This is a genomic window from Ruegeria sp. G5 (assembly GCF_056533365.1).
The window spans coordinates 63,425-75,859 of the sequence record NZ_JBQFOK010000013.1 but is presented as its reverse complement, the minus strand read 5'-3'; the positions used below and the strand labels follow the sequence as shown (position 1 = coordinate 75,859).

General features: G+C 55.7%; 12 protein-coding genes. 7 read left to right on the top strand and 5 right to left on the bottom strand.

Features of this window, described 5'->3' with window-relative positions; genetic code table 11:
* Positions 1 to 197: 197 nt before the first annotated feature.
* On the bottom strand, positions 198 to 830 hold the full coding sequence (locus tag ACR0BD_RS18520) for a tyrosine-type recombinase/integrase (RefSeq protein WP_480832666.1): 633 nt from the start codon (positions 828 to 830) through the stop codon (positions 198 to 200).
* 270 nt (positions 831 to 1,100) lie between these two features.
* Complete coding sequence (locus tag ACR0BD_RS18515) at positions 1,101 to 2,675, bottom strand: arylsulfatase (RefSeq protein ID WP_480832664.1); 1,575 nt, start codon at positions 2,673 to 2,675, stop codon at positions 1,101 to 1,103.
* A 157-nt stretch (positions 2,676 to 2,832) separates the two neighbouring features.
* Between ACR0BD_RS18515 and ACR0BD_RS18510 the strand changes: the two genes are divergently transcribed.
* Together ACR0BD_RS18510 and ACR0BD_RS18505 are read left to right on the top strand one after the other, a co-directional pair.
* A complete protein-coding gene (locus ACR0BD_RS18510) occupies positions 2,833 to 3,732 on the top strand; it encodes a LysR family transcriptional regulator (RefSeq protein ID WP_480832662.1) in 900 nt (299 codons plus the stop codon).
* 202 nt (positions 3,733 to 3,934) lie between these two features.
* The gene (locus ACR0BD_RS18505) at positions 3,935 to 4,159 is read left to right on the top strand and encodes a hypothetical protein (RefSeq protein WP_480832660.1); all 225 of its coding nucleotides are present in this window, start codon (positions 3,935 to 3,937) and stop codon (positions 4,157 to 4,159) included.
* Between the two features lie 230 nt (positions 4,160 to 4,389).
* Here the strand turns inward: ACR0BD_RS18505 and dld are convergent, their stop codons facing one another.
* The 3 genes from dld to ACR0BD_RS18490 all read right to left on the bottom strand — a co-directional run bounded on the left by dld (position 4,390) and on the right by ACR0BD_RS18490 (position 9,333).
* The gene (gene dld / locus ACR0BD_RS18500; RefSeq protein ID WP_480832658.1) at positions 4,390 to 6,072 is read right to left on the bottom strand and encodes a D-lactate dehydrogenase; all 1,683 of its coding nucleotides are present in this window, start codon (positions 6,070 to 6,072) and stop codon (positions 4,390 to 4,392) included.
* A gap of 13 nt (positions 6,073 to 6,085) precedes the next feature.
* Entirely contained in the window at positions 6,086 to 8,152 is a 2,067-nt protein-coding gene (locus ACR0BD_RS18495; RefSeq protein ID WP_480832656.1) for a TRAP transporter large permease subunit, read from the bottom strand.
* A gap of 128 nt (positions 8,153 to 8,280) precedes the next feature.
* Positions 8,281 to 9,333: a TRAP transporter substrate-binding protein gene (locus ACR0BD_RS18490; protein WP_480832654.1), complete on the bottom strand. Its 1,053-nt coding sequence runs from the start codon at positions 9,331 to 9,333 to the stop codon at positions 8,281 to 8,283.
* A gap of 332 nt (positions 9,334 to 9,665) precedes the next feature.
* Here ACR0BD_RS18490 and ACR0BD_RS18485 point away from each other — a divergent pair, with 332 nt between their 5' ends.
* The 5 genes from ACR0BD_RS18485 (at position 9,666) to ACR0BD_RS18465 (ending at position 12,414) form a co-directional block, all read left to right on the top strand.
* A complete protein-coding gene (locus ACR0BD_RS18485; protein WP_480699664.1) occupies positions 9,666 to 10,439 on the top strand; it encodes a FadR/GntR family transcriptional regulator in 774 nt (257 codons plus the stop codon).
* Between the two features lie 114 nt (positions 10,440 to 10,553).
* The gene (locus tag ACR0BD_RS18480) at positions 10,554 to 11,228 is read left to right on the top strand and encodes a Crp/Fnr family transcriptional regulator (RefSeq protein ID WP_480832672.1); all 675 of its coding nucleotides are present in this window, start codon (positions 10,554 to 10,556) and stop codon (positions 11,226 to 11,228) included.
* Positions 11,229 to 11,329: 101 nt separating this feature from the next.
* Positions 11,330 to 11,542, top strand: coding sequence for a YgaP family membrane protein (locus tag ACR0BD_RS18475; protein WP_480699660.1), 213 nt, complete (start codon positions 11,330 to 11,332; stop codon positions 11,540 to 11,542).
* Entirely contained in the window at positions 11,539 to 11,973 is a 435-nt protein-coding gene (locus tag ACR0BD_RS18470) for a YeeE/YedE family protein (protein WP_480832652.1), read from the top strand. Before ACR0BD_RS18475 ends, ACR0BD_RS18470 begins: the two co-directional genes overlap by 4 nt.
* Before the next feature lie 3 nt (positions 11,974 to 11,976).
* Positions 11,977 to 12,414 (top strand): DUF6691 family protein, encoded by a 438-nt coding sequence (locus tag ACR0BD_RS18465; RefSeq protein ID WP_480832651.1) that lies wholly within the window; start codon positions 11,977 to 11,979, stop codon positions 12,412 to 12,414.
* Positions 12,415 to 12,435: the final 21 nt, after the last annotated feature.

Below are 12,435 nucleotides of genomic sequence, written 5' to 3'. Positions count from 1 at the left end.
AACAGGCCGGACACATGACTGCTTCTGACAAATGCACAAATCAGATCAAAAAGGACTTGCTATGCAGGAGCCATCCACACATGACATTCGCGCATCGCGCAGCATTGGCCAAAGTGGGCTCGGCACCGACCAACGCCGCATGAGGGATAGACATCCTCTTCGGGATGGCGAACGGCAGGACCGTTCGCCGGGGTAGCTCAGATATCGATGCGCTCAGCGATGCTCAGGGCATCTTCGAGTTCAACACCAAGGTAGCGCACTGTACTATCGACCTTTGTGTGACCAAGCAGCAGTTGGACTGCGCGGAGGTTGCCGGTTTTTCGATAAATCTCCGCTGCCTTGGTCCGGCGAAGTGAATGCGTTCCGTAACCACTTGGCTCCAATCCTATTGCCATGACCCAATCACGAGCAAGCCGACCATATTGTCGCGTTGAGATATGTGGGCGGTCATGGAAGCGGCTGGGAAACATGAACCGACACCCAAACATCTCTGGGGATTTGACCCATGCCAGGACGTTTTCACGCGTGTTTTCCGTCAGTTCGAACTGCACAGGTCGCTTGGTCTTGCTCTGGATCACGGAAACGCGTTCCCGAACGCGGTCGTCCTTTACAAGGTCTGACACGGCCAATTTCACGAGATCACAACCACGCAGCTTGCTGTCGATGGCGACGTTAAACAAAGCCAGGTCGCGGAGATAACCCGCCAGCTCAAGCCGCGCCCGGATCGCCCAGACCTGCTTTGGCAGCAAAGGCCGCTTTTGACCGATGATCCGTCCCTTGTTCCAGGCTCTGCGTTTTGGGGTGGTTGCGGGAAGTTGGACTCTTGGCATAATTTGCCCTCCGATCCACCCTCCAAGCCCAGTCATCAGCACCGCGCCGACGGGACGAAGCTACACTCTCAATGAATGACCGGTATCAGAGACGCGCGATGTCGGTCGTTGCGGCATGAGAATTGGGCAGCTCAGAGCCCAAACTTAACAATGCTGCGGTAGGTCCAAATGAAAATCTTGGTGCATAAGCGGACCTTCGTCAGCAGGTGTTTCCCGCGAGTTCTTGTTAGGATCGGGAGGCAAGGATTGGTGCCTCCCGAGAATTGATTGCTATTGCGCCATACCGCCTTCAGTCGAAATCTGTTCTTCGACGTGAGACTGATTGGTGACGTCCGAACCCCGCGGAGGATAGTCCCTGAACGTAGACAGGTGGTTTTGGACGATTTTGGCCGCCGGCCCAAAGGCCCACATCTTGTTGCCCATCCAGCGCGTATACATTCCCGATTCTTCTGCGGCTTTTTCGTAAGGATCGCGACGCAAGTTGAACAGAAGGGGGGCATTCAGTTCCTCTTTGGGGCCAGCCCACCCTTCGGTTTGGATCGTGAAATGCGCTTTCCAGTCTCCGTGGCGCACAGCCTGCAGGTCCGGGCCCTCGTAGTAGATGATCTCGTCCCGGTTGCTCTCGCCCTCACCGGTCAGGAAAGACAGTTGGTTGTACCCGTCCAGATGCACCTGATAGCCTTCGTAACCCTCCAGCAGAGATCCGGTCAGATCGTCAGGTCCGCCAGCGGCGGCGACGAGGGTCGGCATCCAGTCGAGGCCAGCAAAGATACCGTTGTTCACGGTGCCAGCTGGAACTTTCCCAGGCCAGCGAATGATGGCAGGGACGCGGAAGCCGCCTTCCCATGTCGTGCCCTTTTCGCCATGGAACGGCGTTGTTCCACCGTCCGGCCAAGTCATGGTTTCCGGTCCGTTGTCAGACGTAAAGACAACAATCGTGTTGTCCGAGACACCCAGTTCGTCCAGCCGTGCCATGACTTTGCCCACGTTGTCGTCAAGCTCTTTCATGACGACATCCTGCAAACCGCGCCCGTCGCCCAGCATGGCCTCGTATTCGGGGCTCAGATGGGTCCAGACATGCGCGCGCGCCGGTGCCATCCAGACAAAGAATGGCGTTTTGCTGTCAACTGCGCGGTTGATGAAGTCCAGCGTGTGGGTTGTCACCTCGTCGTCCAGCGTCTTTTGCCGCTCGGGCGGCGCCGGACCATCGTCGATGATGCGTTGTTTGCCTACCAGACCCCAGCGCGGGTCCACAGTTTCATCGACTGTATCCGTGGCATAGGCGTGAATGATGTTCCGAGGGCCAAACGTGTCGTTGAATTTCTGATCCTTTGGCCAGTCCGGGTCGGATGTGTATTCCATCGCGTTCAGGTGATAGAGCCAGCCCCAGTATTCATCAAAGCCCTTCACAGTCGGCAGGAATTTATTCATATCCCCCAGATGGTTCTTGCCAAATTGCCCGGTCGTGTAGCCCAGCGACTTCAGCATATTGGCCAGGGTCGGATCATCCTCGCTCAGACCTTTTTCAGGGTCTCCGGGCAGGCCGACAGTGTGCATTCCGGTGCGAACCGGCAACTGTCCGGTGATGAAGGCGGATCGACCGGCAGTGCAGCTTGGTTGCGCATAGTAATCCGTTAGACGCATACCGTCGGCGGCCAACTGATCAAGATTGGGGGTTTGGATGCTTTTCACACCCTGATGATAGCTGCCAAGACTGGCCCAGCCGACATCGTCGGCCATGATGACAAGAATATTGGGCTGGTCGGTTTCGGCTAAAACCGGCAGGGCACAGACCGAAGCTGTGGCCAGCGTGGCGGAAACCGCAATGGATCGAAGAATGAACATTGATACCTCTGTGGACGTAGAAAACGATTTCGATCGTGGGAATATCGAAGGGTCCATCAGGGATAGCGATTGAGAGTTTCTTGTCGCAACAGAGCTTTACCTTGATTTCATATTGTGAAAACTAAAACACTAAACCTGAAATGAACTTGGCCGCACGATGAACGAAAACGCATTGACCGCCTTTCTGGCATTGGCTGAAACCGGCAGCTTTCAAAATGCGGCTCGTATGATGGGTGTCTCCAACGCGTCCTTGTCCCGCTATGTCGGGCAGGCTGAGGATCAAACGGGCCTTGTCTTGTTCCATCGCAGCCGCAACAGCAGCACATTGACACGCGCGGGGCAGGAGTTTCTGCCGATCGCCCAGGCGCTGCGCGAAGACCTAGACCGCTATGCAACTAACGTGGCTGGATTGCGCGAAACCGGGCCGGGCACTTTGCTGATTGGGTGCGGTCCGCTCACCACAAGAACTTTGATCCTGCCTGTCTTGCGCGTCGTGCGACGGGCGATGCCTGACCTGCGTTTCCGAATTCTGGTAAGTGCATATGCGCGTCCACTCGACTTATTGCAGGCGGGCGAATTCGACGTGTTCCTCGGCGATCTGACTTATACACCCGAAGCAGAAGATGTCGCGATCATGGTGATGGAGAAACAACCCATCCAATTCGTTGCTCATCGAGATCATAAGATTCACCAGCGTGGTCCGCAAACCATGGCAGGTATTTTTGACTTTCCCTTTGCATCGCCGCATCTGCACAAACACTGGAAAGCTGCCTTGACGAAGGCACTCGGTGGTGGTGTTGAAGCCGTCGAAAAAGTCCAAGCGCAACCGTATATAGAATGCGACGACTACAACCTCCTGACCGGATTGCTGGCAGAGACTGACTTTGTGGTGGGAGGAATGCCCGACACATTCGCGGAGTTGATCCGGGCAAACACAGTCAAACCCGTGTCGATGAAACAGAAACTGACGTGGAACATCTGTGCGGCGCGCAAGTCGCAGAACACGTCTGCCGCAGTTGAATTGTTTTGGAATGAGCTTGCCAAGTGTCGGGCATGATCGGTGGCGGGGGGCACGGGAGACCTGTAACTGAAGCATTTCATGGCCCATAAGTCGGTCGTTTTCCTAGGCCCAGTAGATTTGCCGAATTACCGCTTAGGTACGGAGAGCAGCGTTTTGAATGCAATTGACCAACGGCAGGAAAGTCCCGCAACCGTATCGTTGAGTGTGTGGCGTGCGCTGCGGGTTGCACGAATGACCGGTGTTCCCGCCGCAAAGCAGTATCGAGATTGACGCAGTTGCAGCGTTTTCCGCGCTGCGTGCGCACGCAGCACAAAACCCGAATTCACAGATTGGGCTCACAACAGACCTTAGTCGCAACGTGAATGAATGGTGGCTACCGGTATTGGGTCAGAAATGCTTGACGATTGGGTCAGAATTGAATGACGTGATCGGCCGATTTATTGAGGTTTTGGCTGTCGATTGAGTCAAATATCAGTGACGTTCCACAGTGCAATAGCGCAAAACGGCGCTTCCCCAACACTCGGAAATTACAGCGATTACCGGCAGTGCAGGTGTGAACTGCACGTATTGGGCCGCTAGCCGCAGATTACATTCAGCACGGCTGCGCGATTGGCGTCGCTGTCGACAAGCAGATCAATGGACAACCGTTTACTGTTGAGCGGCTCGGCTTGCGCCACCGATTGATTGCTGCAGTCAGGTGTAGTTCTTGTTCCGAGACATTTTTCCTATGCCGGGGTTCAGGCTGTTTGTTGGGTCTACCGACTTGTAAAACGCAGCCAAATCCGGCTTGGCGGCATATAGGTGACCTACATTGTGTTCCGCCGGGTACTCGGCGCCGCGTTGGTCGAGAATCTCAAGCATTGCAGCCTTCAACGCTTTGGGGTCTGCCCCCTTTTTCACCATGTAGTCCTGATGCAGAACATGGCACATGAAGTGTCCGTAATAGAGCTTGCCGACCAATTTGTCTGACAATTCAGTCGGGAGCTCTTCAAACCAGTTTTTGTCGTTTCGGCGCAGCGCTATATCCAGCGCGATAATGTCTTCGACCTCTTTGGCATGCACCTTCATGTATCGGATCGCAGCACCGGCCGCGGCGAAACGATGAAGGCCGGCAATCTTTGCCTCGCGCGCATCGCATTCGAAAAAGTCCAGTTTTTCATCATCGACCATTTCCTGCAGCAACGCGCGAGCCTCGTCGATGCCGCCGTCGCGCATTTTCAGGATCAGGTGATGCGAGAAACGATCCCGGTAAGCGCGCATTCTGTTGGGCAGGATATCCGGCCAGAACTTCATGGCGAACTGCATGAAATTGTCCGTAAAGTTCGACAGACCCGGAATCCCGGACAAGCGGGAGTCGACGGCACCTTTGATGGCGAAAAAGGTCGGCAACCTGTCGGTGCCCAACTTATCAATCATCACCATGGTGTCCTTGCCGTAGCGGTCCGATATATCAAACACCTCTTCGTGCATGTATTCGGCACTGACCGGCAGGGTATTGAAATCGGATAAAATCCGACGTCTCAGCTCGGTCAATGCGGCGGTGTCCTGCGCGCCGATGTAGAAGGTGCGTTCCGTTTCATTCTTGGGATAGGTGTCCAGCCGCACAGCAAATACGGCCAGTTTACCTGCGCACCCGGCGGCCTCATAAAGGCGAGACTTATCCGCGTTGAACCGTGCCGGAGTATCGGCGTCCACATCGCGCACCCGGCGTGCGTAATCAGTGTCGGATGCCTTGCGGTTGTCGCTCTCGATATCCGCCGCCGAGAATTCACCGTTTTGCAGGCGTGTCAGAATTTCCTGTGGGGTATCGCCCAGCCGTAAGCCCAGATGGTTTGCCAATTCCAACTCACCTTCGGCGGTGATGCGGGCAAAAAGGGACAGTTCGGTATAGGAAGGGCCGCGTTCGACCAGCGAACCGCCAGAGTTGTTGCAGACACCACCCACGACTGACGCGCCGATACAAGAAGATCCAATGACTGAATGCGGTTGACGTCCGATCGGGTCCAGCAGCTTTTCCAGTGCGAAAAGTGTGCTTCCGGGAAAACTGATGACCTGTTTGCCTCCATCGATCAGATGCAGGTCGTCCATCCGTCGCGTGTTGATTAATACCACATCGCGGTCATAGCGCCCCTTGGGGGTCGAACCCTCGGTCAGGCCTGTATTGGCGGCCTGCATAATGACGATCTTGTCGGCTTGGACGCAGGCTTCTAGCACCTGCCATTGTTCCAAAAGGGTGGCGGGTTGAACAACGGCAAGGGCATCACCTTCCCCAGACCTGAACCCCCGACGAAAGCGGCGTGTGCTGCGGGCCGAGGTCAGCACATGCCGCCGCCCGCAAATTTCCCTTAGTCTTTGGATCAAATCGGTATCAGTCATCCCGAAACCCCTTTTAATACGCGACCGACGGCAACCATGTGGCCAGTTGCGGCCAGAGGAACACAAAGAACAAGCCCGTCAACTGTAGTATTACAAATGGAATGATGCCTTTGTAGATATCCGTCAACTTGATCTCTGGTGGGCAGACGCCTTTCAGGTAGAACAGTGCAAATCCGACCGGAGGCGTCAGGAACGAGGTCTGAAGCGTCACAGCCACAAGGATCACAAACCATACCAAAGCAGGTTCGTCGATCACACCAAAGCCATCGATGTCCAAGCCCAACCCGTTCACGATGGGGCGCATCAGCGGCAGGACGATCAGCGTGATTTCAATCCAGTCCAGCACGAACCCCAGCAGGAAGACGATGAACAGGATCATAAAGACCGTCCCATTGGGGCCAAAACCCGTGCCTTGGATCATTTCCTCGATCAAGGCATCGCCCCCCAGTTCGCGCAGAACATAGGAAAACACAGTCGCGCCAAGGAAAATCGCAAAGATGTAGGCCGTGGTGTTGAACGTGGCTTTCAGAACGTTCACCAGTTTAGCCAGTGTCAGCTTGCGATATCCCAAAGCCAGCAAGGTGGCGCCCAGTGCGCCAACGCCCGAGGCTTCGGTCGGTGTGGTCAGGCCCGCAAAGATCGAACCAAGAACGGCAAGGATCAGTGCCAGCGTTGGCAGGACGGCGATCAACACATCCTTCACGGCGGCCCAATCCGGACGTGTTGCACCTTCGGGAACCGGTGCTACGTCGCGTTTGATCAGGGCGACCACGAAAATATAGGTCAGGTACAGTGCGCCAATGATTACGCCGGGAAAGACGGCGGCCATGAACAGATCACCAACCGACAGCGCCATTTGGTCGGCCATGATCACCAGCATGATCGACGGTGGGATCAGAATACCCAACGTCCCAGAGGCGCTGACCACACCCGCAGCCAGCGAGGGGCTGTATTTCTGCTCCATCATTGACGGTAAAGACAATACGCCCAGCAATACGACTGACGCTCCGATGATGCCGGTCGAGGCGGCAAGGATTATGCCAATCATCGTGACCGTGATCGCCAAACCACCGCGGACCGTGCCGAACAGGCGCTGCATTGAGGACATCAGCCGTTCGGCCACGCCGGATTCGTCCAGCATCAGACCCATGAAGATGAACATCGGCAACGCCACAAGAACTGCGTTTGACATGGTGGCATAGACACGGTTCACCACCGCGCCCAGCGTCAGATAGTCCAGGCCCGTCAGCGTTTCCTCAAGGCCGGTCCAGTTCATCAGGCCGTTGTCGAACAGATAAGCCAGCCCGCAATAGGCCACCCCGACACCCGCCAAAGTCCACGCGACCGGGAAGCCTGTGAACAGCAAAGCGATGAAGGTCAGGAACATCGCGATGACAAGCTTTTCCTCGGTCGTTTCAACCAAAAAGGTCAATGCGGTCGCGACCACGGCAAAGCCGAGCAAGGCCCAGAAGATCAGGCGCAACCCTTTGCCCTGGCGTTCCTCTTCTAGGTTTATGAACAGTGCGTGTACGTCGTGGATCAGCCGCGCACCCGCAGCAAGCGCCAAAAGAACAAAGCTGGCCGGGATCACAGCCTTCAGGGCCCAACGGGCTGGTAGGCCAGTGGGGCTGTCCGAGGACTCATTCACTCGCCAGCTTTCGTAGAAATAGTCATAGCCCTGATCGATCATCAGATAGATGAAGGGCACCAAGAGGGTGAAGATACCGATGATTTCGATAATCCGCCGCGCACGTTGGCTGAGTTGCATATGCAGCAGATCAACGCGCACATGGCTGTCGGTGACCAACGCGTAGGAAATACCGATCATCGTGACCAAACCGTAGAAATGCCACTGTATCTCGTCCAGTTTTGGGTAGTTCTGATTCAACAGGTACCGCATTGCGACCTGTGAAACGATGGCGGTAACCAATAGCAGGTTGGCCCACATCACAACGTGACCTACGGTTTTCACGCCGTTGTCTATGGCGACTGCCAGCTTTTGGCGATCGGGCTCGCCATGCTCTAGGATGCTTTCATAGACTTCAATTGGGTCGTTCTGATGACTCTGTGTCTCGGCCATGGTCTCCTCCTCGAGAATTAGGCGACAGAGGCGGAAATGCGCCCCAAAATGCTGACGAAAGGTAGAAAATCAGAGGGTTCCAAGGGCGGCGGAAGGAAGCCGCCCCCGGATCAGCGCAATGTGTAAATTCACTTGCGCGGGAGGAACGCGTTCTCTTTCCAAACGGCATAGCCGTCGCGGAAATTGTTCATGTCAGTCAGAACCTTGGCAAAGAACGCATCGTCTGCGGCTTGTTCTGCGGCAACTTCTTCCCAGGTTGCGCGGAAAGTGGACAGCATCTCATCGTTCCACTGCTTGATCTGCACGCCATTATTTTCGACGTTGTCCAAAAGGGCCGCGTGCTGGATTGCCTCGCCTTCGGCAAAGCTGTCGGCCATCGATGCTTTGCAGGCGTTTTCAATAATCGCCTTGTGCTGCTCGCTGGCTTCGTTCCAGACGTCCTTGTTGATCATCAGCTCGAACACGGTGGCCTGCTGATGCCAGCCGGGGAAATAGTTATACTTGACCAGCTTGTGGAACCCTAGCCGCGCGTCGATGGCTGGCATCGAGAATTCAGTCGCGTCAATCGCGCCCTTTTCCAGAGCCGGGAAAATCTCTCCACCGGGCAGCAACGAGGTTGCTACACCCAGTTTCTGCATCACTTCGCCACCCAGACCGAAAAAGCGCATTTTCAGACCGTTCAGGTCATCTGGGCTGTTGATTTCAGTTGCGAACCAGCCCGAAGTTTCGGGGGCAATGATGGCGCAGGGCAGGACTTTGACGTTGAAGCCCGCCTGATCATACATCTCCTGATACAGGCTCATGCCGTTTCCATAATACAGCCACGCCATGTATTCGCCCGCTTCGGGGCCGAACGGCACAGCCGAGAACAAGGGCGCTGCCGGGATTTTTCCGGCCCAGTACCCTGCGGTCGTATAGCCTGAGTTGATCTTGCCCGAAGACACGGCGTCCAGAATTTCGAACGGGGGAACCAGTTTCCCGGGTTCGTAAACCTTCATCTTCAAAGTGCCGCCGGACATCAGGTCCAACTGCTCGGCGACACGTGGGATCGGTGACCCCAATCCGGGCAATGCGGTCGAGAAGGCGATTGGTGTTTTGAGCAGCATCTTGTCAGCCGCATGTGCGATCGGAGCAGCCAGCAGGGACGCTGCAACGGCAATCGATGTCAGGGTGGTTTTCATGTTTTCTCCTCCAGAATACGGACCAGCCTTGGTGCTGGTTGCCGAAAGAACCGCAGACGCGGTGATATCGGAGGTAAATATTTTTTACCAACACAATTAGTCAACAACTTTATTTACCAATTAGAGCAATGCGTATGGATTTAACTGAAGCGGATCAGCCTTGAAAATATGGACAAAAATCGCAAGAGATTTTAAATATCCTGATTTTACAAGCCTGTATCAGAGCAGCGATTATCCGTATTTTTGGGTATCCTGACTTGCAATGTCGGCTGAAATGGTAAACTTTATAGACAACCATGATTTTGCAAGTTTGAACCCGGAAAGGACAGGACATGGACAGAAACAGCCCGTTCGAGCCTGTCGGTCACGAATCAATTGCAGACGCCGTGGTCGATCAAATTGAGGGCATGATCGTCGATGGCATCCTTAAAGAAGGGCGCAGACTGCCGTCGGAACGGGAACTCGCAGAAGCAATGGGCGTATCGCGACCAAAACTGCGCGAGGCTTTACAGGTGCTCGAACAGCGGGGCCTGGTATCGGTGCGGCACGGAGAGGGGACGTTCATAGCCTCGCTGACCGGGCGCGCCATGTCGCCTGCCTTGCTTTCGCTTTATGCCCGGCACGGGGCGGCCTTTTATGATTACCTTGAGTATCGGCGCGAACAGGAGGCATTTGCCAGCCGTCTTGCAGCAGAACGCGCAACGCAATCCGACAAAGCGCGCCTTTTGGAGATTTTGGATGAGTTGCAGCGCGCCTGGGAAGAGGATGATCAGGACGCAAGTCAGGACGCGGATTTCCGTCTGCATGCCGCGGTGGTGGACGCCAGTCAGAACACAACTCTGATCCATATGATGGCATCGATTTACGATCTGACGCGCCAGGGTGTTTTCTACAACCGCAGGTACTTGCGGACTATGGATGGGTCCGGTGCCAAATTATTGGCGCAGCATAAGGAAATCGCGCAAGCGATCTTGGATGGTGAGCCCGAGCGGGCTGAGCAGGCAGCGCGGGTGCATATGGATTTTGTCGAAATGTCATTTCGAAATGGGCAGGAACAACAGGCCCGCGAGCAGCGTGCCTCTAAGCGCCGCTTGTTGTCGGACTGAGTTCCGAATTAACCCTTTGTGAGACAAAGGCGGTAGAAACGGTTTCCAAAACCGGAATATAATGACTGCGTGGGCAGCGGCGCTGCCATGTCTCTTTCACAATTACGGGGCGCAATGGATCAGTCTTGGATCGAAAAATTCAAAGGCCTGGGGGCGCTGCCTTCGGACATACGTCACGAGCTTGTGGCAGGCAGTCAGATCGTCTCGGTTCCCGCTGGCACACAGGTCTTTGCTCCGGGTCAGACGGCGGACAACCTCTTGTTGCTGCTGGACGGAACAGTGCGGGTTCAGCAAAAGTCGGACACGGGGCGCGAGGTGTTTCTGTATCGCGTTCACGCCGGTGAAAGCTGTGTTTTGACAACGGCCTGCATGCTGGCATTCGAAGATTACTCGGCCGATGGAATTGCCGAAACGGATGTGCGCGCTGTGGCTATCCCCCGCGCAACCTTTGATAATCTCGTCGCCAAGTCCAAAGTCTTTCGCGAGTTTGTGTTCACCGCTTATTCGAGGCGGATCACGGATTTGTTCACCTTGATCGACGATATCGTCTTCCAGCGCATGGATGTGCGCCTTGCCGCCCGATTGCTTGAACTGGCGGATCAGGACGACACGGTTCACGCGACCCACGCCTTTCTGGGTACCGAGTTGGGGACAGCGCGCGAGGTCATCTCGCGCACGTTGTCCGAGTTCCAGCGCCGTGGGTGGGTGGAGCAATCCCGCGGCGAGGTGCGCCTGACCCAACGGGGTATGCTGGAACACATGGTGAATTCGGCAGGCGCGACGGTCTGAGCCGCAAGTAATCGCGATATCCAGAGTTTGGTGATCATGTCACCAAAGGTTTGGCCCCCGGTGTGACAGGTTCATTTCATCGATTCTCGATGGAGTGAGACATGACGACCAATATGGGAAAATTCGACCGCAGCGCGCGCCTTCTGATTGCCGTTGCTCTGGTGTTTGCGGCATTGGGTGCAAACCTGCTTGGGTCCGGCGCTTTGTTTTGGCTGGCCCTTATTGTGGCCGCTGTTTTTACACTGACAGCATTTGTGGGCAATTGCCCGCTATACAGCCTGATTGGCCTTAAAACCTGCCGGAACTGCGGATGATCGAAACGGTATTCACCCCGTGGGCGTCCCTTGGCGGGGGTGTACTGATTGGCATCGCGTCAGTCCTGCTGATGCTGTTGATGGGGCGTGTCATGGGCGCGACGGGCGTACTTGCCGGGCTTGTGTCACCAACGTCCGCGCAGGACTTTGCATGGCGCGCAACCTTACTGGCGGGAATGGTGACCGGCCCTGTTGTGATTTGGCTGGTTTTCGGTGACATGCCCGCCGTTCAGGTCCCCCAATCCACAGCGGCCTTTGTGCTGGGCGGGGTCATCGTCGGAATAGGAGTGACCTTTGGCTCGGGGTGCACCTCGGGGCATGGGGTGTGCGGTATGGCGCGGCTGAGTGGTCGATCTATCGTCGCGACCGTCACCTTCATGCTGTTCACTTTCCTCACCGTGTACATCACCCGTCACGTGATCGGAGGGTAGGAAATGAGGCTTGTCGCAACTTATCTGGTGGGGCTGATCTTTGGCATCGGCATTTCGATATCGGGGATGTCGAACCCTGCCAAGGTTCTGAATTTCTTTGACGTTTTTGGAGCTTGGGACCCCTCGTTGATCTTTGTCATGGGCGGTGCCTTGGTGACCACTTTCATCGGCTACAAGCTGGTTCTGGGTCGCAAAACACCTGTCTTGGCAAGGGGCTTCCATCTGCCATCAGCCCAAGAGATCGACGCGAAACTGGTTGGCGGTTCGGCCCTGTTTGGCATCGGTTGGGGCATCGCAGGGTTCTGCCCCGGTGGTGCACTGCCGGCGCTGGGCACTGGCAGATGGGAAGTCTTCGCATTCGTAGGCGCCCTTATCGCGGGTATTACCATCGCCCGCACCCTGCAATCCGCAACACTGCCCGGCGTTCGGGCCAATACCTGATGACTATTCGGAGGAGACTGA

Excerpts from the sequence above, each read along its gene's own strand:
- ACR0BD_RS18490 (WP_480832654.1), bottom strand. The coding sequence starts at position 9,333 with ATGAAAACCACCCTGACATCGATTGCCGTTGCAGCGTCCCTGCTGGCT.
- ACR0BD_RS18465 (WP_480832651.1), top strand. The coding sequence starts at position 11,977 with ATGAGGCTTGTCGCAACTTATCTGGTGGGGCTGATCTTTGGCATCGGC.
- ACR0BD_RS18495 (WP_480832656.1), bottom strand. The coding sequence starts at position 8,152 with ATGGCCGAGACACAGAGTCATCAGAACGACCCAATTGAAGTCTATGAA.
- ACR0BD_RS18470 (WP_480832652.1), top strand. The coding sequence starts at position 11,539 with ATGATCGAAACGGTATTCACCCCGTGGGCGTCCCTTGGCGGGGGTGTA.
- ACR0BD_RS18475 (WP_480699660.1), top strand. The coding sequence starts at position 11,330 with ATGACGACCAATATGGGAAAATTCGACCGCAGCGCGCGCCTTCTGATT.
- dld (WP_480832658.1), bottom strand. The coding sequence starts at position 6,072 with ATGACTGATACCGATTTGATCCAAAGACTAAGGGAAATTTGCGGGCGG.
- ACR0BD_RS18485 (WP_480699664.1), top strand. The coding sequence starts at position 9,666 with ATGGACAGAAACAGCCCGTTCGAGCCTGTCGGTCACGAATCAATTGCA.
- ACR0BD_RS18510 (WP_480832662.1), top strand. The coding sequence starts at position 2,833 with ATGAACGAAAACGCATTGACCGCCTTTCTGGCATTGGCTGAAACCGGC.
- ACR0BD_RS18480 (WP_480832672.1), top strand. The coding sequence starts at position 10,554 with ATGGATCAGTCTTGGATCGAAAAATTCAAAGGCCTGGGGGCGCTGCCT.
- ACR0BD_RS18520 (WP_480832666.1), bottom strand. The coding sequence starts at position 830 with ATGCCAAGAGTCCAACTTCCCGCAACCACCCCAAAACGCAGAGCCTGG.
- ACR0BD_RS18515 (WP_480832664.1), bottom strand. The coding sequence starts at position 2,675 with ATGTTCATTCTTCGATCCATTGCGGTTTCCGCCACGCTGGCCACAGCT.